Annotated in this window: 21 protein-coding genes; 19 read left to right on the forward strand and 2 right to left on the reverse strand. The window is 49.4% G+C overall.

Annotation, left to right across the window (positions count from 1 at the left end):
* Positions 1–44: 44 nt before the first annotated feature.
* Positions 45–608 (reverse strand): glucan-binding protein, encoded by a 564-nt coding sequence (locus DFR60_RS27135; protein WP_110326098.1) that lies wholly within the window; start codon positions 606–608, stop codon positions 45–47.
* 237 nt (positions 609–845) lie between these two features.
* Here DFR60_RS27135 and clpB point away from each other — a divergent pair, with 237 nt between their 5' ends.
* Positions 846–3434 carry an ATP-dependent chaperone ClpB gene (clpB, locus tag DFR60_RS27140; RefSeq protein WP_110326099.1) on the forward strand — a complete coding sequence of 863 codons (2589 nt, stop codon included), beginning with the start codon at positions 846–848 and terminating at the stop codon, positions 3432–3434.
* A gap of 47 nt (positions 3435–3481) precedes the next feature.
* Here clpB and DFR60_RS27145 read toward each other — a convergent pair whose 3' ends face one another.
* Complete coding sequence (locus tag DFR60_RS27145) at positions 3482–4489, reverse strand: asparaginase (RefSeq protein WP_110326135.1); 1008 nt, start codon at positions 4487–4489, stop codon at positions 3482–3484.
* A 342-nt stretch (positions 4490–4831) separates the two neighbouring features.
* On the opposite strand from DFR60_RS27145, the gene DFR60_RS27150 reads away from it, so the two are divergent.
* From DFR60_RS27150 to DFR60_RS27235, 18 genes are all read left to right on the forward strand, one after another.
* Positions 4832–5011, forward strand: coding sequence for a DUF4250 domain-containing protein (locus tag DFR60_RS27150; protein ID WP_110326100.1), 180 nt, complete (start codon positions 4832–4834; stop codon positions 5009–5011).
* 25 nt (positions 5012–5036) lie between these two features.
* On the forward strand, positions 5037–5462 hold the full coding sequence (locus DFR60_RS27155; protein ID WP_110326101.1) for a type II secretion system protein: 426 nt from the start codon (positions 5037–5039) through the stop codon (positions 5460–5462).
* 16 nt (positions 5463–5478) lie between these two features.
* Positions 5479–5907 (forward strand): prepilin-type N-terminal cleavage/methylation domain-containing protein, encoded by a 429-nt coding sequence (locus DFR60_RS27160; RefSeq protein ID WP_243005194.1) that lies wholly within the window; start codon positions 5479–5481, stop codon positions 5905–5907.
* Between the two features lie 10 nt (positions 5908–5917).
* Entirely contained in the window at positions 5918–6475 is a 558-nt protein-coding gene (locus DFR60_RS27165) for a prepilin peptidase (protein WP_110326103.1), read from the forward strand.
* Positions 6476–6491: 16 nt separating this feature from the next.
* Positions 6492–7679 carry a type II secretion system F family protein gene (locus DFR60_RS27170; RefSeq protein WP_243005195.1) on the forward strand — a complete coding sequence of 396 codons (1188 nt, stop codon included), beginning with the start codon at positions 6492–6494 and terminating at the stop codon, positions 7677–7679.
* Between the two features lie 22 nt (positions 7680–7701).
* Positions 7702–9180, forward strand: coding sequence for a type IV pilus biogenesis protein PilM (gene pilM, locus DFR60_RS27175; RefSeq protein ID WP_110326104.1), 1479 nt, complete (start codon positions 7702–7704; stop codon positions 9178–9180).
* 10 nt (positions 9181–9190) lie between these two features.
* The gene (locus DFR60_RS27180; protein WP_110326105.1) at positions 9191–9868 is read left to right on the forward strand and encodes a hypothetical protein; all 678 of its coding nucleotides are present in this window, start codon (positions 9191–9193) and stop codon (positions 9866–9868) included.
* A gap of 29 nt (positions 9869–9897) precedes the next feature.
* On the forward strand, positions 9898–10614 hold the full coding sequence (locus DFR60_RS27185; RefSeq protein ID WP_110326106.1) for an ICP22 family protein: 717 nt from the start codon (positions 9898–9900) through the stop codon (positions 10612–10614).
* Positions 10615–10656: 42 nt separating this feature from the next.
* Positions 10657–10995: a prepilin-type N-terminal cleavage/methylation domain-containing protein gene (locus tag DFR60_RS27190; RefSeq protein WP_243005196.1), complete on the forward strand. Its 339-nt coding sequence runs from the start codon at positions 10657–10659 to the stop codon at positions 10993–10995.
* An 8-nt stretch (positions 10996–11003) separates the two neighbouring features.
* Positions 11004–11591 carry a type II secretion system protein gene (locus DFR60_RS27195; RefSeq protein WP_110326108.1) on the forward strand — a complete coding sequence of 196 codons (588 nt, stop codon included), beginning with the start codon at positions 11004–11006 and terminating at the stop codon, positions 11589–11591.
* Positions 11592–11638: 47 nt separating this feature from the next.
* Positions 11639–13357 carry a GspE/PulE family protein gene (locus DFR60_RS27200; RefSeq protein ID WP_110326109.1) on the forward strand — a complete coding sequence of 573 codons (1719 nt, stop codon included), beginning with the start codon at positions 11639–11641 and terminating at the stop codon, positions 13355–13357.
* A 50-nt stretch (positions 13358–13407) separates the two neighbouring features.
* A complete protein-coding gene (cls, locus tag DFR60_RS27205; protein ID WP_110326110.1) occupies positions 13408–14904 on the forward strand; it encodes a cardiolipin synthase in 1497 nt (498 codons plus the stop codon).
* Between the two features lie 130 nt (positions 14905–15034).
* Positions 15035–15538, forward strand: a complete 504-nt coding sequence (locus DFR60_RS27210) for a putative ABC transporter permease (RefSeq protein WP_243005197.1) — start codon at positions 15035–15037, stop codon at positions 15536–15538.
* Between the two features lie 55 nt (positions 15539–15593).
* Positions 15594–16343 carry a lysophospholipid acyltransferase family protein gene (locus DFR60_RS27215; RefSeq protein WP_002601673.1) on the forward strand — a complete coding sequence of 250 codons (750 nt, stop codon included), beginning with the start codon at positions 15594–15596 and terminating at the stop codon, positions 16341–16343.
* Positions 16340–17476, forward strand: a complete 1137-nt coding sequence (gene pheA / locus DFR60_RS27220) for a prephenate dehydratase (protein ID WP_110326111.1) — start codon at positions 16340–16342, stop codon at positions 17474–17476. Before DFR60_RS27215 ends, pheA begins: the two co-directional genes overlap by 4 nt.
* 64 nt (positions 17477–17540) lie before the next feature.
* Positions 17541–18842 carry an ATP-binding protein gene (locus DFR60_RS27225; RefSeq protein WP_110326112.1) on the forward strand — a complete coding sequence of 434 codons (1302 nt, stop codon included), beginning with the start codon at positions 17541–17543 and terminating at the stop codon, positions 18840–18842.
* A 76-nt stretch (positions 18843–18918) separates the two neighbouring features.
* Positions 18919–20487 carry a Ppx/GppA phosphatase family protein gene (locus DFR60_RS27230; RefSeq protein WP_110326113.1) on the forward strand — a complete coding sequence of 523 codons (1569 nt, stop codon included), beginning with the start codon at positions 18919–18921 and terminating at the stop codon, positions 20485–20487.
* Positions 20487–22628, forward strand: coding sequence for an RNA degradosome polyphosphate kinase (locus DFR60_RS27235; protein WP_110326114.1), 2142 nt, complete (start codon positions 20487–20489; stop codon positions 22626–22628). Before DFR60_RS27230 ends, DFR60_RS27235 begins: the two co-directional genes overlap by 1 nt.
* Positions 22629–22797: the final 169 nt, after the last annotated feature.

Raw genomic sequence — 22797 nt, forward strand, 5'->3', positions numbered from 1 at the left:
CAATCCTGTTTTTTTATCAAACATAATTCAATCCATTCAGTAGTCTACGGCTCATTCATTTTTCCATTGGAGTCCACGTAATAGCTGTCGATCACCTGATTGACGGCCATGAGTCCCAAGGTTCCGTCAGATTCTGGATTAAAGTAGTACCACTCCCCGCCGATCTTATTCCAACCGGTGACCAGGATGCCGGAGGGGTTGGTGTAAAACCAGCCTTTATAGTCAGGATCATAGATCCAGCCTGTCATCATGGCCCCTTCATGACTCCCTTTCTCAGGATTGAAGCGATACCAGTGGTTATTTATATAATTCCAACCGGTAACCAGATAGCCATCGGCACCAAAATAGTAGGAGTATCCCTGATATTCAGCCCAGGTGGAAGTAAAATAGTCAGGGTTCCCCTTATTGGCAAACCACCATCCATGATCGTCTTTTTCCCAGGTCCCGTTTAAAAAACGAGATTCGTCGGGGGTATGAGCAAAGCTGGTGATTGCTTCCGGCCCCACACTAAAGAGCAGGGAGCAGACAACGAGCACGGCAATACTTTTGAACTTTATACTTTTGATTTCTATATTTTTAATCTTTATATAATGAGAATATAATTTCATTCTTTCCCTCTCCTTTTCGGTAAGACAACAGGTTTTTCATAAACTGTTAAGTAAATTATAAAGGATAGGAATTCAAAAGACAACAAGGCGGAAAAAAACGTAAGATTAATGTAAGAGCAGATAAATGCAGTTACTTAAAAAAAATTCTTGACATCACATAAAACATTTGTTATAGTACATATAGAACAATTAAAACAAATGCTTTGTATCTCCGGATAGGATGAGAAGGAGGATATTATGAACATTAATAAATTTACACAGAAGTCACTTGAGGCGGTGCAGAAATGCGAGAAGCTGGCCTATGAATACGGGAACCAGCAGATTGAGCAGGAACATTTGCTGTACAGTCTTTTAACCGTGGAAGACAGCCTGATTTTAAAACTCATCACAAAGATGAACGTTCAGAAGGAACAGTTTTTAAATGAGGCTGCCCAGGCTATAGAAAAGCTGCCGAAGGTGAGCGGCGGCCAGCTCTATATCAGCAATGATTTAAATAAGGTATTGATCAGCGCCGAGGATGAGGCGAAAGCCATGGGAGACGAGTACGTTTCCGTGGAACATCTGTTTCTCGCTATGTTGAAGCAGCCTTCCAGAATGGTAAAGGAGCTGTTCCGTTCCTATGGAATTACGCGAGAGAATTTCCTTCAGGCATTGTCAACGGTCCGCGGTAATCAGCGGGTTGTGAGTGACAACCCGGAGGCAACATACGATACACTGGAGAAGTATGGTTATGATATGGTGGAGCGTGCGAGAGACCAGAAGCTGGATCCGGTTATCGGCCGTGACAGCGAGATTCGTAACGTAGTAAGAATTCTTTCCCGAAAGACGAAGAATAATCCGGTTTTAATCGGGGAACCCGGTGTTGGTAAAACCGCAGTTGTCGAAGGTCTGGCACAGCGTATTGTGCGGGGGGATGTGCCTGAGGGCTTAAAGGATAAGAAGCTGTTTGCCCTGGATATGGGAGCTCTCCTGGCGGGGGCCAAGTACCGCGGGGAATTTGAGGAAAGGCTGAAAGCCGTTCTGGACGAGGTGAAGAAGAGTGACGGACAGATCATTCTGTTTATCGATGAGCTTCACACGATTGTAGGCGCAGGCAAGACCGAAGGATCCATGGATGCCGGCAATATGTTAAAACCGATGCTGGCCAGGGGCGAGCTTCATTGTATCGGCGCTACGACTCTGGATGAATACCGCCAGTACATCGAAAAGGACCAGGCGCTGGAGCGCCGTTTCCAGCCGGTTATGGTGGCTGAACCGAACGTGGAGGACACCATTTCAATCCTTCGTGGATTGAAGGAGCGGTACGAGGTTTACCACGGCGTGAAAATTACAGACTCGGCTCTGGTATCGGCGGCTACCCTTTCGGACCGCTATATCAGCGACAGGTTCCTTCCGGATAAGGCAATCGATCTGGTCGATGAGGCCTGTGCGATGATCAAGACAGAACTTGATTCCATGCCTGCAGAACTGGATGAACTGTCCAGAAAGATTATGCAGATGGAGATTGAGGAAGCGGCTCTTAAGAAAGAAACCGATCATCTGAGTAAGGACCGGCTGGCAGAGCTTCAGAAAGAACTGGCGGAGCTGCACGATGAATTTGCTGTTTCCAAGGCCCAGTGGGAGAATGAGAAATCTTCAGTCGAGCACTTATCGACCCTGCGTGAAGAGATAGAGAATTTAAACCGGGAGATTCAGGACGCCAAACAGAAATACGATTTAAACCTTGCAGCTGAACTGCAGTACGGAAGGCTGCCTCAGCTTCAGAAAGAGCTGGAGGAAGAGGAGGCCCGTGTCATGAGCCAGGATTTAAGCCTGGTGCATGAAAATGTGACGGAGGACGAGATTGCAAAGATCGTCTCCAAATGGACCGGTATTCCGGTTGCAAAGCTGACGGAGAGCGAGAGGAATAAGACGCTTCATCTCGATGAAGAACTTCATAGGAGAGTGATTGGTCAGAACGAAGCGGTTGAGAAGGTGACCGAGGCCATTATCCGTTCCAAGGCGGGGATCAAGGATCCCACAAAGCCTATTGGTTCCTTCCTGTTTTTAGGACCTACCGGCGTGGGTAAGACGGAGCTTGCGAAAGCGTTGGCGGAGAGACTGTTTGATGATGAAAATAACATCGTCAGGATCGACATGAGTGAATACATGGAGAAACACTCCGTATCCCGTCTGATCGGAGCGCCGCCAGGATATGTGGGATACGACGAAGGCGGTCAGCTGACAGAGGCTGTCCGCAGAAAACCATATTCCGTTGTACTGTTTGATGAGGTGGAAAAGGCGCACCCGGATGTATTCAACGTCCTTTTGCAGGTGTTGGATGATGGACGCATTACCGATTCAACCGGTAAAACCGTAGACTTTAAAAATACAATCATTATCATGACCTCCAATATCGGTTCCCAGTACCTTTTAGACGGCATCGATGAGAGGGGCAGTATTACGCCGGAGGCCGAGGCCATGGTTATGAATGACTTAAGAGGCCATTTCCGTCCGGAATTTTTAAACAGGCTGGATGAGATTATTCTGTTCAAGCCTCTTACCAAGGATAATATTGCCGGGATCATCGATCTCATGATCCAGGATTTAAACAGACGGATCGGGGATAAGGAATTGAAGATTGAACTGACTGATACCGCGAAGAAGTTTGTGGTGGATCGGGGCTACGATCCGATTTACGGAGCACGTCCGCTGAAAAGGTATCTCCAGAAGCATGTGGAGACACTGGCCGCGAAGATCATCCTCGGAGACGAGGTGAGAGCGGGCAATACAATTGTGATTGATGTAGCAGATAACGGAAACCAGCTGATCGCATATCCCGAATAAATTATTGCAGTCCAATCCCCCGCAGATTACTGTGGGGGATTGGATTTTCAGTACGCCCGCCATAAAATATCTTTATTCACTGTGCGATAGAACATATCACGAATCTCATGTACATTCTGCGTCTGCCCCAGGATCCACATCAGCTTTGTCACCGTGGCCTCCAGCGTCATGTCATATGCCTCCAGGAGACCGAATTCTTTTTTGATGGAACGCCCGATCTCATAGACAGACATGTTACTGCCCTCATTGGTTACCTGAGTGGTCATGACAACGGTCTTGCCGAGAGAAATCCATTTCTCGATGGCTTTGTAAAAATCCCCGCTGTCATAGGAGGGAAGTCCACCTACACCAAAGGACTCGATGATGACGGCATCATAATGGCCCGCCATGTAATCCAGCACATCAGCGCCCATGGAAGGGATCAGTTTCAGCAGGGCGACATTGGGGTTCAGCGTGCGATAAAACTGAACATGGTCCGTTAAATGCTCTTTTTCATCCAGATAAAAGATAACGTGGCCGTCCTGGATCATGGCAATATATGGAAAATTGATGCTGGAAAATGCGTTATAGCTCTTAGTTCGTTCCTTTTTTCCGCGGGTACCCGCAATTACTTTTCCATCAAAGACAATGGTGACGCCGCAGGAACGGTTGTCGCTGGCAAAACGAAGGCTGTCACACAAGTTGATTCTGGCATCCGTATTTTCCATATCGATCGGCTTCTGAGCGCCTGTAATGACGATGGGCTTCGGGGAATTTTGAATCAGATAGGAGAGTGCGGCGGCCGTGTAGGCCATGGTATCCGTTCCGTGACAGATGACAAAGCCGTCGTATTCTTCATAGTGCGCCTCGATGGTCTCTGCCATGGTGAGCCAGTGTTTTGGCTGCATATTGGTGCTGTCTATATTGAGTATCTGAATGCTGTCCGCCTGGCAGAACTGCTTTGCATCCGGAACATATGAGAGAAGCTCTTCCGAAGAGATCAGAGGCTTTAAGCCGGATTCACCGCGTTTGCAGGCGATGGTGCCGCCAGTGCCGAGCATTAATATTTTTTTCATGGAATTTCCTCCTGTTATGATGCTGAAAACGATTGTATCACGACTTTTTTCATTCGTATAGGGCTTTTTAAAATTCTCTTCGTGAATTGGTAACAGTTCCGACGGCTCATCTTCTTGACCGAAAAATCCGGTCAAGAAGCATCGGATATTCATCCGATGTAAAAATTGGTGCATAAAGCCGCTTACAAGCAAGCTTAACGCTGCTTCCTGCGCCAATTTTCCCGCCGTCTGAACTGTTACATAAATTGATGTCTGCAGCAACGTAATCGATTTCTGCACGTTGAAAATACCGGAAATATATGCTAGAATGAATTGCATTGATATAGAACAGGAGAATCGGAAATGGCAAATGTACCTAAAGACCCGGTCATGCTGCTCAGTTTCTTAAATACACAGCTTCGCGACTATTACCCCTCTCTGGAGGACTGCTGTCTGTCGCTGGGCCTTGATAAGGAAGAGATAACCAGTGGACTGGCCTCGATTGACTACTATTATAATGAAGAAAAAAAACAGTTTATTTAGATGGGTGAAAAGCAAACGAAAACGTATGCAAAAGGATGATGCGGGCTTTACCTTAATTGAGACGCTTGCGGTGCTCTCCATCATTGCGATTCTTGCAGCGAATCTCGTCCCCGAGCTGAATGCATTTATCGATGATGCAAAGAAAAAGTCGTATGTGGCGGAGACGTTTATGGTAAAGGCAGCCATGCAGTCGTATGTCATTGACCGGCTTGCTGAAGACGGAGTGATCGATGACTTCGTTATGTATAACGAGATATTTTACCCGGAGGTAGGGAGTAAAGAGAACGCTTTATACGATATGCTGAAAGGCAGTGTTACGAAAGGCGGACAGATCCGGGGCATCTTTTATGACCCGGCGACAGGTAAGATAAACGGTATGATCTACGATGTGAAGGATTATCAAATAGAGATTAAGAATGATTCCGAAGTGGAAGTCCGTGACAGAAAATGAAAAAGGGATAACAAAGATGAACAGATGGAAACACATAAGAGAAGACAGAAATGGATTTACGCTGGTAGAAGTGCTTGCAGTTCTGGTCATTATTGCAATCCTGGCAGCGGTTGCTATTCCGACCATGAGTGGGTTTATCAGTGATGCTAGAAAGAAGTCATATACTTCGCAGGCCCGGAATGTCTATGTTGCAGCACAGGCTGCGGCTCTGGAACAGGAAGGCACGAATAACGGAACAGCTGTGGCCTCGGTTGTCGAGTATACCAGAGGTGACGGTTCCAAATACATAGCCAGAGTGGAGGCGCTTCTGGGCAATGACGTGGAGAGCGGAAGCAGCTTTAAGATAACGCTGGATGGAAACAAAGTTGAGGAAATAGAGTATACCCCGGAAGATGGGAAGAAGATTACGATCACCGGCGGAAAGGGCGTTACCTATGAAGACTGAAGAGGAGCATATGGGCAGAAGTATTCCCAGGAGGGTCGTCGCAGCTGCGGTGGCCCTTTTTCTGGCGGGTATAACCTGGTATTACTGCGGTGGATTTGGCCTCCATGCAGTCATGATATGGCTGGTGTGTCTGATTTTAGCAGCGATCGCATATACGGATTTTAAAACTATGCGCATTCCGAACCGGATGACAGCTGCGCTTCTCATTCCTGCGTTCCTGTCTCTTGTGACGGAGCCGGGAATCACTCTTTTAAGCAGAGCGATGGGAGGGCTTGCTGTCAGCCTGCCCATGTATCTCATGACACTTGCCGTTCCGGAAAGCTTTGGCGGCGGTGATATCAAACTGATGGCTGTCTGCGGCCTTATACTTGGAGGACCGCGGATCATTGCTGCCGCCTTTCTCTCTGTGGTGTCTGGAGGTTGTTATGCAATCTGGCTGCTGGCGTCACATAAGGCCGGGCGCGGATCGCATTTTGCTTTTGGTCCATTTCTGGCGGCGGGTGTCGTGATTTCCCTTCTGTATGGAGACAAGCTGCTGGCCTGGTATCTGGGATTTTTAAGAGGATGAGAGAAAGGGTGATTTTGTGGCAGATTACGAATATACAGCGAAAAGTATAAACGGCAGGCGCACGAGAGGGAAGATTCAGGCTCAGGACTTTGATCAGGCGTGGACAAAGATCCGGGCCATGGGTCTGTATCCGGTGAAGGTCAAAGAAGAGCGCGGAAAAGTCAGAAGGCGTCCATTGGGCTATGGACTTCTGTCACGATTTATGGGTGAATTGACGGTCATGCTGAATTCCGGAATACCTTTGGCGCAGGCGCTGAACTTAATCAGTGTCAAGGAGTCGAGAAAGGATTTAAGGGAGATCTATGGAAAACTCTATCATATGATCCTGCACGGCGTGGATTTTTCTCAGGCGATGGAGATGCAGGATGGCGTATTTCCACCCATTCTCATCGGCATGGTGCGCGCCGGGGAAGCGGGAGGCGGCCTCGCAGAGGCGACAGGGAAAATGGCAGAGTACTTCGAACGGGAAGATGAGACGAGGAAAAAGATCGGGACCGCTATGGTCTATCCCGCCTTTCTCTTTCTGACCGTTACTGCGGTGGTGCTCCTGTTGTTTACGGCCGTCCTTCCCAGCTTTTTCGAGCTGTTCGAATCCATGGAGCAAATACCGGCTTCCACGCAGATTCTTATGGCAGTAAGCCGCGGGCTTCGGAATCATTTTACAGATATTGCCGCGGTCATTATTTCGGCTGCAGTGATCCTGGCCGGAGTATTTACCCGGCCTGGCGCAGTGGTATGGAAGGATAAAATGATGCTTCATATTCCGGGGACCGGGACACTTCTTAAGACGATTATGGCTGGCAGATTTGCAAGGACCTTCAGTTTCCTGTATGGCGGAGGCGTTCCATTTATTAATGCACTGGAACTGACTGCGGATGCGCTGGGCAGCCGCTATATGAAGAAACGGCTCTGTCAGGTAATGGAGGATATGAAAAACGGAATGCTTCTTTCCGACTCACTGTCCCAGATCAGAGAGTTCTGTCCCGAACTAATTCACAGCATTTACATAGGAGAGGAATCCGGTAATTTGGATTCCATGTTGAAACGCACCGCGGAATCCTTTGAAATAAGGTCAGAGACAGCGATAAAGCGGCTTTTGTCGCTTCTGGAGCCGACCATGATTATTATCATGGCAGTCATCATTGGTTATTTGATGCTGTCAGTGATGGTTCCCATTTACCAGTATTATCAGAGTATCGGTTAAGGCCTTAAACAGGAGGGCACATATGAGATTATCAGTCTATTTAGGGGAAAATGAGATAAAAACTGTGCTTGGAAGGTCAGGGAAAAAGATAGAGATTATGGATTGCCTCAGCATCCGTTTAAAGGAAGGCGCCTTAATCAACGACGTTGTGACAGAAGAGGAAGCTGTAAAGGAGGTACTGAACGGAATCAGGAAGCGGTATGGAAAATACCGCAGGCATGTGTATTTGACTATGGGCGGAAACCAGATTATCACGAAGGTGCTGAGAGCTCCGCGGATGCCTCACAGCCAGATGCTGGAACTGGTGAGGCGGGAGATTTCCGATCTGATTCTGCCCTCAGAGAAAGGCAGCTACGTCTATGATTACAGCATCATCAGGAGGAAAAACAGGGATAACAAAGGGTGTACCATCCTCTGTGTGGCGATGAAACGCAGTGTGATTCTTGAGTACCAGAGCCTGTTTTCCGAATGTGGGATGAAGCTGAAATCGATAGACGTCGCAGTTGATGGTTTGAATAATCTGGTTGATTTCCTGCCGTCTTTCCGGAATAAGACATTTATTATGGCAATCGCGGATGGACGGAATATGATGACATCGCTTTACATCGATGGTGTCTATACGTATACGAACCGTATGCGTCTGGTCGATGAGAGAGGAACTGAGGAGAGTACGGCAGAGATGGCAAAGGTGATCCGGTCCGTTATCCATTTCTGCAAGATGCAGAGAGACGAATTTGAACTGGATTCCGTCTGTCTCTGCGGGCTGGGGAAAGAAGAACTGGACAGCCTCATTCCCCGCATTGTGAAAAATGAGGATATCACCGTGACAGTGCCCGGCGCGGAAGCGCTGATTACAGCGAAAGACGGCATCAGCTATTCCATGGGCCAGTATATGTATGTCACCGGCAGTCTGCTGGGAGGCCGTAAGTCTCTGGATCTCATTGGAGCGGCGAAACAGAAGGAAAGGCGCAGGGAAGAGGAACGGTCCCGTTTTCTTTGGGCAGGTCTTTTACCTGCGGCAATTATCAGTATCTTTCTGGGGATTGCGGCGGATAACGAGATTGCTGTAAGAAACATGAGGGAAGAGATACATGTTCTTGAAGAACGTCTGTCTGAAAAAGGGAGAAAAGAGGCGCTGGCCGAAGAAAAACAGTTGAAAGAGAAACTGATGTCCCTGAGAACCCTGACGGCCGGGCAGGCTGCGGTAAAGAAAGAGGCGGTAAAGACTGCGAAGATGAACAGCGCTGTGCGGAAGTACATCTTTGACGCGGCGGGCGGAAGCCTGGAGCTCTCCGAACCGGAATACATGGATGGCTCGCTGATTTTTAACGGAAATTCACAGAACTATGAGGAAATATCAGCTTATGCGCACAGACTGGAAGAGAGCGGACTGTTCTCAAAGGTAGAGTATTCCGGATTTACCAATGTCAATCCGGTGACAAAGAAAAAGGATGGCTGGTACTATTTTCAACTGGAGTGTGTATTAAAAATGCCGGAATAAGGAGGGAACCATGAGAAAACTGACGCAGAGAGAAAAGGTACTGGTTTATATTGCGGTAGTTCTTCTGCTTTTAACGGGAGTCTACTATCTGGTGAAAATTCCATCCGATATGAAACGGGTAAGGACAGAGGCGGAACTGAAAATTATACAGCTTCAGGAACGCGAGTCCGAGAACGATCTGACCGGGAAATCTGTCCTGGAGCAGGAGATTGGCAGAGAACAGGGCGTGATCGGTGAAAATACGGAGGACTATCTGCCGTACCGCACCAATTCCATGCTGATACCGGAACTTGCAGAGTATCTGACCTCCTTTGAAATTGTACCCGAGACCATTAAGGTTTTAGATGTTTCGGTTCTGGAGACAAAGGATGCGGCGGAAACAGGATATAACATCCATAAGGCGACTGTCCATATAGAGGCATCAGGAGCAATGGAAGATTTATACCGGCTGCTGGACTGGGCATACGACAGAGACTGGATCTCTGTGACTTCATATTCCAGAAACAGCATAGAGGATAAGGCCGATGGAACGGAAGCGATGACGGATGGCAGCGTCAATGGTGAAACGCTGTCTATGACGGTGACTTGCTTGATGCTGGAGTTGAAAAGCAGTGAGGAGTTGAAAAGTAGTGAGGAAGTGAAAAACAGTGGTGAATACAGCGATATGAAAATCATCAGTGAGCCCTGAAAGACAGTAAACTGAAATGAGGTGGTTAAATGGCAGGGCGCAAAAACGGGGAAGAGGGGTACGTACTTGGCTGGGTCATAGTTATGGTTATGATACTGATGATTCTGGTGACCGCGATTCTGTTTGCCACTTCAGCGTATTATCGGCAGAGTCTTAGGGAGTACAATGACAGGCAGGCGTATTTAACGGCACGTTCCATCGTACAGACTGCGGCTGCAGACTTTACAGGTAACGGTTCCGGAGAGCTGCGGGATGCCATTTTAGATGAAATTTCGGAATTTATGGGCGGCGGATCAGATGCGGAGCTGGGAGACGAACCAGATGAGGAGTTAGATGCGGAGTTGGGAGACGAATCGGATGAGGAGTCAGGCGCGGAACCGGAAGATGAACCAGATGGAGAATTCAGAGCAGAGCCTGGAAACGAATCAAATGGAGAATTTGGCACAGAACCAAAAGCAGAACTAAACGCGCAATCCAACACGGATTCAGCCAATAAGTCAGATTCCAAAATCAACAATATGATTCCCATCTCCGCCATCAAGTTCCAATTAGATGCCACCATGGGAAGCTGTACGATGACCGGATACTACATGCCGGAAGAGAACTGTCTTATGTTAACCGCTACTGCGAAGAAAGGCAGCAGCACCGAGATTATGACAGTTTATCTCCAGAACGATCCGGAATCGGAGGAAGAGCCATGGATCGTCCTCGGGTATGAACGGGGAGAACCACAGCTTATAAATTAACGGGATGGCATAAGCGGAGTAACCGCGAATGGGAGGCAATTCGTGAAATCAAATGATGGCTTTACTCTGATCGAGTCTCTGGCGGCATGGACAATTCTATTGATTGCGGTCACGATATTCTTGAAATGCCTGGGAATGGCACATTCTTCCCTGGGCAAAGGAACCGTAATGAGAAAACAGTATATGACCGCACTGGAATGTGTGGAACTGGAAAAGGAACCGCTCAGAACGAAAGAGACAAAACTCAGATTCAAAATAAACAATAATACAATTTCCATGGATGCAGTGATTATGGAATATGGGATGTCATGGACCGGTGAGGGAGAGACCTCGCCTGTCACACTGAAGGTGATAGGGCCGGTGCCGAAATCCAGGGAGTGAGGTGCAGCTTGAGTGAAAAATGGAACAGCTGTCTGCGCGGCGACCGGGGAATGACGCTGACGGAATTGATCGCGTCCCTGGCAATCGCATTCATTCTCATGAGCTTCCTGATCCGGATGTATACCTACACGGGAAACATGTTTGAAACGAGCGCTTCCGCCGACGACTTAAGGAGAACGACTCAGGTGATTGTCGATTATCTGGAGGACCGGATTTCCTGTGCGGAGAGTCTGGTTATCAGCAGAGAAGAATTGACCGGTGATGAATACGGCCATGAAATCCTGTTTTCAAGGGATGGCCGGATCTACTGCGACGGAGAAGCGATATGCAAAGAGGAATTTTATCGTAAGAGAAAGGTCTTCTGCGAGATTCTGCCTGCATCGTCAGAGGAAAATGCACCGGTTTTAAAGTACCGGATTACGTGGAAGAATCAAAGGAATACGGCTTTATATTCCGCAGACTCTGTGGTAAAATTAGTTAATTTAGAGCTGTACGGCAAAGATATAATCCGCCGTGATCTGGAAGACAGCCCCGGCGCAGCCGGAAATACCCTCTATATTTACTACACAGATCCGGAATATTCCAGCAGGCAATGAGTCTGCGTCATGGGAATTGATTGAAAATACAGTTTGAGGTTGGAGAAATGAAGGGAATACACATTGGAGAAGTGCTGGTAGAACAGGGTGCCATCACGAAGGAACAACTGAATGAAGGTCTGAAGCAATTGAAAGCGGAGACAAATGACCGGCGTCTGGCCGAAGTTCTGACGGATCTTGGGTATGTAACGGACCGGGAGCTTATGGAAGTGCTGGGACGCAGTATGGGACTCGAAGTCATTGATCTGGAATTCTTTCATATCGATGAGCGTGCGGTGGAGAAAATTCCGAAACAGCTGGCCTTAAAATATAATATTATGGCAGTTTCCATGGAAGGAAGCTGTTTAACCGTGGCGACGGCGGATCCTCTGGATTTATATGCGCTGGAGGATATCCGTCTGGTGACCAATATGAGAATCCTGCTGATTCTGGCGGAACGGACGCAGATCCGCCATGCGATCGAGCTGAATTACTCGGGTATTGACGCCAGAGCAGCGGCGAGACTGGCCAGCGAACACGCCGTATTTTCCAGAACCTTTGCGGAAAACCTGATGGTAAGCTCCGAAGAGGATCAGGCGCCGATCGTCCGTCTGTTAAACAGCCTGCTTTTGAAGGGCTATAATACAAACGCCAGTGATATTCATATCGAGCCCTACGAAAATGAGACGGTTGTCCGCATGAGGCGCGACGGTATGCTGATTCCATACATGACGCTTTCTCCTGCCATTCATCAGGGCATTGTGGCGCGCACCAAGATTCTGGCGAAGATGGATATTGCCGAGAAAAGGAAATCGCAGGACGGTCACTTCAAGATTACACTGGATGGCAGAGAGATGAACGTGAGAGTCTCCTTCGTACCTACCATTTACGGCGAAAAGGGTGTGCTTCGGTTTCTGACAACGAATACGCCGATTGACCGCAGCGCCGCGTTTGGCATGTCCGGCGACAACTACCGGAAGATGAAACAGCTTCTGCGTATCCCGCACGGGATCATTTACTTTACCGGACCTACCGGAAGCGGGAAGACAACAACATTATATTCAGTTCTTCAGTATTTAAGCAGCCGCCTTGTGAATATTGTTACAATAGAGGATCCGGTGGAACGCAATCTGCCGAAGATCAATCAGATACAGGTGGGTGACAGAGCGGGGCTGAACTTCCAGACAGGACTGCGCTCCATTCTTCGTCAGGATCCCGATATCATCATGATCGGAGAGACAAGAGACCCGGAGACTGCCGAGATTTCAGCACGCGCCGCTATCACAGGTCATCTGGTGTTTTCCACACTTCATACCAATGACGCCGCATCATCGGTTACGAGGCTGATGGATATGGGAATTCCCGCTTATCTGGCCGCGGCCTCCATAGCCGGGATCGTATCCCAGAGACTTATGAGAAAGGTTTGCCCCTACTGTCAGGAAGAGTATGAGGCGCGTCCCGAAGAACTGAAGATTCTGTACGGAAAGCCTGCGGTTCCTGGTGAACACGTGCGTCTGCGCCGGGGAAAGGGCTGTTATCTCTGCAATGAGACAGGATACAAGGGCCGCATTGCCATCCATGAGATTTTGAGCGTGGATGCGGAGATGAAGCGCATGATCTCAGAGGGCAGAAAAGAAGACGAGTTGAAAGCGTACGCAATTCGCAGCCATGGGATGACGACCCTGAAAGAAGAGGCGGTGAAAATGGTTCTGGCTGGAATTACGACATTTGAGGAGATGGAACGTCTGATCTATACGATTGATATGGATTATTTTGGGGAAGACTGAGGAAGAGTAAGGCAGGAGCACTCTCGGAAGGGGAAAAAGGAGGACTTCATATGGAGACAGCATGGATGGCGGTCACAGCCGTCTGGTCGTGGATCATGGAGCATTTAATTTACATCAATCTGATTTTTTCAATTATAATTGTATTTTTCCAAAGGCGTGATCCGAAATCCGTCTGGACCTGGCTGATGGTCCTGTATTTCATACCGGTTTTTGGCTTCGTGTTTTACCTCCTTCTGGGGCAGGACATGGGGAAAAGCAAGATGTTCCGTGTCAAGGAAGTGGAGGACCGCGTCTATTTTACCGTGCGGGGCCAGGAGGAGTTTCTAAAGACGCACGATACCAGCCTGGAGTCCCATCTGTCCCGTGACTATGAGGATCTGGTGCTGTACAATTTAGAGACCTCAGGAGCGGTTTTGACCATCGACAATACTGTCCGTATTTTTACGGACGGCGAGGCAAAATATACGGATCTGCGCAATGAACTGAGAAAAGCCGACCGTTTTATCCACCTTCAATACTATATCATCAAGGACGACGAGCTGTTCGATTCCATCAGCCCCATTCTGGCCGAACGGGCCAAAGCCGGAGTGGAGGTCCGTATTCTCTGTGACGGTATGGGCGGCCGTTTTATGCCGAAGAAGAAATGGGAGGAACTGAAGCAGTGCGGTGTGAAGGTTGGGATTTTCTTTCCGCCCATTCTGGGAAGGCTCCAGCTTCGAATGAATTACCGCAATCACCGGAAAATCGTGGTTATTGACAACAAGGTCGGCTACGTGGGCGGATTTAACATCGGGCGCGAGTACATTTCCAGAGACCCCAAGTTCGGCTATTGGAGAGATACTCATTTAAAGCTGACGGGAGGTTCTGTGCTGAGTCTTCAGATTCGTTTTGCGCTGGACTGGAATTACGCGGCAGGAGAAAACCTGTTTAAGGATATGAGGTATTTTGAGACCGGCGCCGATTTATTCCGTCTGGATCAGGTGGATCCAGGTATTCATCCGCTGGGAATTCAGATCATTGCAAGCGGTCCGGACGCTGTCAGCAGGCAGATCCGGGACAATTATATCCGGTTGTTCGCAAAGGCACGCGACCATATCTATATCCAGACGCCGTATTTTGTTCCGGATGACGCCGTCTTATCCGCACTTTCTATGGCCGCCAGGTCCGGAGTGGATGTCCGCCTGATGATTCCGTGCAAGCCGGACCATCCGTTTGTATACTGGGCGACCTACTCCTATGTGGGTGATCTTCTGTCAGCGGGAGCAAGGTGCTATACGTATGAGAACGGCTTCCTCCATGCCAAGGGCGTGATGACGGACGGGCGCGTCTGCTCCTATGGCACGGCAAACATGGACATCAGAAGCTTTGAACTGAATTTTGAGGTCAATGCCGTCATTTACGATGAGGAGACCACGAAAGAACTGGAAAATATCTTTATAGAGGATTTAAAGCTTTGCAAAGAGATAACCAGAGAGGGCTATGCGTCGAGAGACTTGTGGATCCGGGTGAAAGAGCAGTGCAGCAGACTGTTGTCGCCGCTTCTATGAGATCCGCTGTTTATAGCGGAGACTGTCCGGATACCGGTCGATCCACGATCAAAAGGGGAAAAATGCAGGAAATGCATTTGCCCCCTTTTTTTGTTCATAAAATTACCGCTTTGGGTACATACTGGTACTTATGAAGACGACAACACTAAACACAACAACATTCAAAAAATTTACAATCAGCAGCACGGCGCTGCAGCTGAAACAGCTCCCGGTCAATTTTTGCAAATGCGGAATCACCGGCTGGTGTCTGGAGGTTCTTTTTACGTCAGCGGAATCGATCATGAGGCAAGACTGGAGGCTGATGGGGAGGACGTCCCTTTTGATGTTCCCTATCTACGGATGCGGAGCGCTTCTGGGTCCGATCGGCAAATGGATCGACGACTGGCTTAATCCGGGGAAATCACTGAGCGTAAAAAAGTCGGATCTGGCGGTCCGCCACGGTATGCTTTACATGGTCCTGATTTTTGTGGCGGAATACATCTCAGGAGCGTGGCTTCGGTCGCGGGGAATGTGTCCCTGGGACTACACGGGACGGAGTACGAATATCGACGGCCTCATACGGCTCGATTTTGCTCCGCTGTGGTTCGCCACTGGGCTTTTATTTGAGCAAATTACGAAAAAGAAAGGCGGGTAACTCTTGTAATTACACTCTTCATTTTATATAATAGTAAAAATGGAGGGGAAGACCAATGATACGTTTTATATTTGTAGCAGCAACAGTCATTTTGTTTTTAATTTTAAGTATTCCGCTGATGCTGGTGGAATTTCTGATTGGTAAGAAAAACCGCCGCCTGCGGGATGTGCAGAGTCTGGCCGTGATCCAGTGTGTATTTCGGCTGATCCTCTGGATGGCGGGAGTGAAGATTACGGTAAAGGGTAGAGAGAATGTTCCGACTGACCAGGCGGTACTTTACGTGGGGAATCACCGCAGCTATTTCGATATCCTGGTGGGATATGTGACGGTTCCGTCCCTGACCGGCTTTGTGGCCAAGAAGGAGATGGAGAAGATTCCGCTTCTTTCATCCTGGATGAAGCTGGTCAACTGCCTTTTTCTCGACCGCGTGAATTTAAAGGAAGGTTTAAAGACCATCCTTGCAGGAATCGAACAGGTGAAACGCGGCGTCTCCGTATGGATTTTCCCGGAGGGAACGAGAAATAAAAACGACGACCCGCTGGATATGCTGACATTCAAAGAGGGAAGCTTAAAGATTGCAGAAAAGAGCGGCTGTTATGTGGTGCCAGTGGCCCTGACAGGGACCGCAGAAGTCTTTGAACAGCATTTTCCGAAGATCAAACCGTCCCATGTGACCATCACCTTTGGAGAGCCGTTCCACACAAAGGAACTTCCTCCGGAAGTGAAGAAGTTCCCGGGGGCTTACACGGAAGAACAGATAAAGGCCATGCTTAGGCTTCAGCTGGCAGAAGGACAGAATTTATGAGTACATTCGACTTACAGGAAATCAGAAAACAACTGGATCAGGTCGACAGGGAGATTGTAACCCTGTTCGGGGAACGCATGCGTCTGTGCGGCGACGTGGCGGAATATAAGATTGAAAACGGCAAACCGGTCTATGACGGAGAGCGGGAGAGACAGAAGCTGGACTCCGTGAAGGCCATGACAGATGACAGCTTCCAGAAACAGGCCGTGGAGGAACTGTTCAGCCAGATGATGACGATCAGCCGCCGGTATCAGTATAAGCTGATGGCGGAACACGGACTGACAGCCAGGATGGATTTCAAGGCTGTGAAGGAGCTTCCCCTGAAGGGAAGCCGCGTGGTGTACCAGGGAGTGGAAGGTGCATACAGCCATGAAGCCACACTGCAGTATTTTGGCAGTGATGTGGACGCTTATCACGTGCAGTTCTGGGAAGACGCCATGAAGGAGGTCGAAAACGGCCGGGCCGATTACGCGGTCCTGCCCATCGAGAATTCCTCGGCGGGGGCGGTCAGCGATAATTACGACCTGCTGATCAAATACCATAATTACATTGTGGCGGAGAATTTTATCCCGGTCAACCATGCGCTTTTGGGACTTCCGGAGGCGGAGCTTTCGGATATTACCACCGTATTTTCCCATCCCCAGGCGCTGATGCAGTCCTCCCGATACTTAAACTCCCATCGGGACTGGGCGCAGTACAGTGTGGAGAACACTGCTGCGTCTGCAAAGAAAGTTTTAAATGACGGGAAGAAGAATCAGGCGGCGGTGGCCAGCGAGACAGCCGGAAAGCTGTACGGTTTAAAGGTGCTGGAGCCATCCATCAATCATAACAAAAATAATACGACCAGGTTCATCATCCTGTCCAGGGATCCTATATACCGGGAGGATGCGTCGAAGGTGAGCATCAGCTTTGAACTCCCCCACACGAGCGGTTCCCTGTACAACATGCTGAGCAATTTTATCTATAATCATGTGAACATGCGCATGATTGAATCAAGGCCCATTGCCGGAAGAAACTGGGAATACCGGTTCTTCGTGGATATCGAGGGAAACCTGGGTGATGCGCAGATTCAGAATGCGTTAAAGGGAATTGAAGAAGAAGCGTCTAACATGAGAATTTTAGGCAATTATTAAGGAACGAAGAACGGTCAGGCGGCTGTAGGCTGCCTGGCCATTTCGAAAAAATAGGGAGGAACTTATGAAATCGCAGGAACTCATTATCTACCGAAATCTGCAGCACCGGGAACTGTTTGATCACGTTTCCACACTTCTGGCCGTCGGGCCGGACGACAAGCCGGGAACAATGCCGGATTCCTATGCCTGTGCCAGCCAATTGATCGACATGGCGGTGACTTACGGCTTTGAGGGGAATCTCTGGCATTGTTTTTTAGCATTCTGCCTTGCAAACAACGAAAATGTATACAGTACTTCATGTGAAATTGTGGGCCATATCGAAGGCTCTCTGAATGATCTGGCCGCCCATGATTTCAACGTGATCAAGGAGCTGTTTGATTACGATATCCGTACACTGGATGGCGGGGATGATATGGCGGGCGGCGGTGTCTGGTCCGCACTCTCAGACTACCACGCGGCCAATGGCAACAGCCGCGTGTTCAACAAGAGAATCCGGGACCAGATCGTGGCGCTGGCGGTGGAACTGGAGCGGTCTGAGGATGTAGCCGCCTTCGGAAAAGCCGTGACGGAGTTTTACCGCCGGTTCGGCGTCGGCAAGTTCGGGCTTAACAAGGCGTTTCGAATCGAGGAGATCGATCACGAGGTCCATATTAATCCCATCACCAACGTGGAGCACATTTATCTGGACGATATCATCGGCTACGAGCTTCAGAAGAAGAAGCTGATCGAGAATACGGAGGCATTTATCCAGGGAAGAGCGGCCAACAATGTGCTTCTGTTCGGCGACAGCGGAACGGGGAAATCCTCCAGCATCAAGGCTATTTTAAATGAGTACTACGAGCAGGGGCTGCGCATCATCGAGGTATACAAGCACCAGTTCAAGAGCCTGTCCGAGGTACAGGAGCAGGTGAAGGACAGGAACTACAAGTTCATCATCTATATGGATGATTTGTCCTTTGAGGATTCTGAGCTGGAATACAAGTATTTAAAGGCCATCATCGAAGGCGGTCTCGGAAAGAAGCCGGGGAATGTACTGATTTACGCGACCTCCAACCGGCGCCATCTGATCCGTGAGAAGTTCAGCGATAAGAGAGAGCTGGATGATGAATTACATAATAACGACACCGTACAGGAGAAGCTGTCACTGGTAGCCAGATTTGGCGTGACCATATACTTCGGCTCTCCGGATAAGAAGCAGTTTCAGAACATTGTAAGGGAGCTGGCGGAGCGGTATCATGTAAATATGCCTTTGGAGGAGCTCTACGCGGAGGCCAACAAGTGGGAGTTAAGCCACGGAGGACTGTCCGGAAGGACGGCCAGCCAGTTCATCACACACCTGATGGGCACCCGGGAAGATTTTACGTAAATTTGACACATGTCCTGACAAAAGGAGAGTATAATGGAAAGGATGTTGCCCGTACCGGGCGGTAAGGAGGACAAGTATGGCAATTAAACTATTCGCAGCCATCGACGTGGGTTCATTTGAACTGGAACTCGGTATCTATGAGGTTTCGCCCAAATACGGAATCCGCCGGGTAGACCATGTGCGCCACGTCATCGCCCTTGGAAAAGATACCTATAATAATGGAAAGATCAGCTATGAACTGGTGGAGGAGATGTGCGGCGTCTTACAGCAGTTTGCGGAGATTATGGAGGCCTACAAGATTTCAGAGTACCGCGCCTATGCCACCAGCGCCATGCGCGAGGCCCGCAACAACCAGATCGTGCTGGATCAGATCCGGGTTCGTACAGGGATTGAAGTACAGATCATCAGCAACTCGGAACAGCGGTTTATCAGCTATAAGGCCATTGCCTCCAAGGACGCAGAATTTAACAAGACAATTCAGAAAGGCACAGCCATTGTGGACGTGGGCTTCGGCAGTATGCAGATATCCCTGTTCGATAAGGATGCGCTGATCTCCACCCAGAACCTTCTCCTGGGAGTCCTAAGGATACGGGAGATGATGTCCAATATCCAGGCCGACATCCGGATGGAGAATACTCTCATCGAGGAACTGGTGGATAATGAGCTTGTGACTTTTAAAAAGATGTATTTAAAGGACCGTGAGATCAAGAATTTAATCGGCATCGGGGAATGTATCCTCTATTTATCCAGAGGAAGCGGAACGGGGAAACCTGTGGACCGGGTGACTGCGGAAGACTTCAAGGCATTCTATGAGAAGCTGGTGGATATGCCTCTCTACCAGATCGAAGAACGTTTCGGGGTGAACAGCGAGTACGCGGCCCTCTTAATGCCGGCGGCCATCATTTACTGGAGAGTCTTAGAGCTGACGGGGGCCGAGATGTTCTGGATACCCGGAATCCGTCTCTGTGACGGCATAGCCGCGGAATACGCAGAGGAGACCAGGGCGGTAAAATTCACCCACGATTTCACCGAGGATATCCTTGCGGCGTCCCGTAATATGGCGAAGCGCTACAAATGTCACGCTTCCCACACGGCGGACATGGAGAAACACGTTCTCGATATATTTGACAGCATGAAGCGGTACCACGGCATGGGAAAGAGAGAGCGTCTCCTGCTGCAGATCTCCGCCATCATCCACTCCTGCGGCAAATTCATAGGAATGAAGTACACGGGAGAGTCGGGATATAATATCATTATGTCGACGGAGATCATCGGTTTATCCCATATGGAGCGTGAGATCATCGCCAATGTGGTGCGCTATAACAGCATTGATTTCGATTACAATGAGGTCACATTTAATGAAGACCTGTTTCGTGATACAAAGGGTGAGCTGACCCATAACGACGTGACCATACTGATCGCCAAGCTGACGGCGATTCTACGGCTGGCCAATGCCATGGACCGGAGCCATAAGCAGAAGCTTCACGATTGCCGTTTAAGTGTTAAGGAAGGCCAGCTGCTGGTGACCACGACCTATGGAGGGGATATTACCCTGGAGGCGGTGGCGTTTGCCCAGAAAGCGGATTTCTTCGAGGAAATTTTCGGAATCCGGCCTGTATTAAAACAGAAGAGGAGGTTGTCCTGATGGCAGATATTGATGAAAGATTCTACAATCCTGATAATTATGTAAACCGTGAACTGAGTTGGCTGGAATTTAACTACCGCGTGCTGAGTGAGGCCAGAGATAAGAACCTGCCTCTGTTTGAAAGGCTGAAATTCTTAAGCATTACCTCGTCAAACCTGGACGAATTTTTCATGGTCCGTGTCGCCTCCTTAAAGGACATGGTCCACGCAAAATATACGAAGCCGGATATCGCCGGTTTAAAGCCCTCCGAGCAGTTGGAGAAAATCGGCGTAAAGACGCACGAGATGGTAGCCATGCAGTATTCCACCTACAACCGCTCAATTCTCCCTGCATTAAAGCAGAATGGCCTGTGTGTGGTCACGACCCATGCGGACTTAAACGCGGAACAGGGCGCCTACGTAGATGAGTATTTCCGGGAAAATGTATACCCCGTTCTGACCCCGATGGCTGTGGATTCGTCCCGCCCGTTTCCGTTAATCCGGAACAAGACGTTAAACATCGCGGCGCTTCTTCAGAAGAAGAGCGGAGAAGAGGACTTAGAGTTCGCCATGGTTCAGGTACCCAGCGTACTGCCGAGAATCGTGGAGATCCCATCCGACAGGAAATCCGGCCGTTCCGTGATCCTTCTGGAGGAGATCATCGAACGCAACATCGGTTCCATGTTCTTAAACTATAATGTGGTCGCCTACAGTCCCTTCCGTATCATGAGGAACGCAGATTTGACCATCGACGAGGAAGAGGCGGTCGACTTACTGGAGGAGATCCAGAAGCAGTTAAAGAAGCGCCAGTGGGGCGAGGCCATCCGTCTGGAAATCGACGAGAAGATGGACAAAAGCCTGCTGAAGATATTAAAGAGAGAGCTTTCCATCAGCTCGGGCGACATCTATGAGATCGGAGGACCGCTCGATCTGACGTTCCTGATGAAGATGTACGGACTCGAGGGCTTCGAGCATTTAAAGGCTCCGAAGTACGTTCCGCAGCGGGTTCCGGCGCTGATGAACGAGGATGACATATTTACGAATATCCGAAAGGGCGACATTCTGCTGCACCATCCATACGAGACCTTCGGTCCGGTGGTAAACTTCGTGAAGAGCGCGGCTAAGGATCCGGATGTGCTGGCCATCAAGCAGACCCTCTACCGCGTCAGCGGCAATTCCCCGATTATCGCGGCCCTCGCTGAAGCGGCCGACAACGGGAAACAGGTCTCAGTTCTGGTGGAGCTAAAGGCCCGTTTCGATGAGGAGAATAATATTAACTGGGCAAAGAAGCTGGAGAAAGCGGGCTGTCACGTTATATACGGCCTGGTAGGCTTAAAGACCCACAGCAAGATCACCCTGGTGGTGCGCCGGGAGGAAGACGGAATCCGCCGCTATGTGCATCTGGGAACCGGCAACTACAACGATTCCACAGCAAAGCTCTATACGGACCTTGGGCTCATGACGTGCAACCCGCAGATCGGCGAGGACGCCACGGCTGTGTTTAACATGCTGTCCGGTTACTCCGAGCCGCTGCACTGGAATAAACTGGTGGTAGCGCCAATCTGGCTGAGAAACCGGTTCTTAAAGATGATTCGCCGTGAAACGCAGAACGCCTTAAAGAAGAAACCGGCGCATATCATGGCAAAGATGAACTCTCTCTGCGACAAGGAGATTGCGGCCGCGCTATACGAGGCTTCCTGCGCCGGCGTAAAGATCGAGATGGTGATCCGCGGAATCTGCTGCTTAAAGGCCGGTATTCCTAATTTGAGCGAGAACATCGAGGTACACTCCATCGTCGGTAATTTCCTGGAACACGCCCGTGTCTTCTATTTTGAAAATGACGGAAGTCCGGAGATCTATATGGGCAGCGCTGACTGGATGCCGAGAAATCTGGATAAGCGTGTGGAGATCATGTTCCCTGTGGAGGAGGAATCCTTAAAGGAACAGGTCATGCATGTCTTAAAGGTTCAGCTGGAGGACAATGTGAAGGCTCATATACTGAAACCGGATGGAACGTATGAGAAGCCGGATAAACGCGGCAAGGTGCTGGTGTGCAGCCAGGATCAGTTCTGCGAGGAAGCGGTAAAAAACGTGGAAGCAGAGCTGGGGAAAATGGACCCGGTGAGTAACCGGGTGTTTGTGCCGGTAATTAGTCAGAATTAGGGCTGGACGGGGGGACGCGGACTTTGCGCAGGCAGTTGGGGAAAAGAGAGGGTGGCCGGCAGTTCGCCAATTCCAAACTGCCGGCCGCCCTCTCTTTTCCGGCCAGGCTGTGAAAGGTCCGCTGGCACCGTCTGCGCTGGGAAAAATGCGGAGGCGGTGGGAAGTAAAG

It is taken from the genome of Hungatella effluvii, assembly GCF_003201875.1.
Classification (GTDB): Bacteria; Bacillota; Clostridia; order Lachnospirales; family Lachnospiraceae; genus Hungatella; species Hungatella effluvii.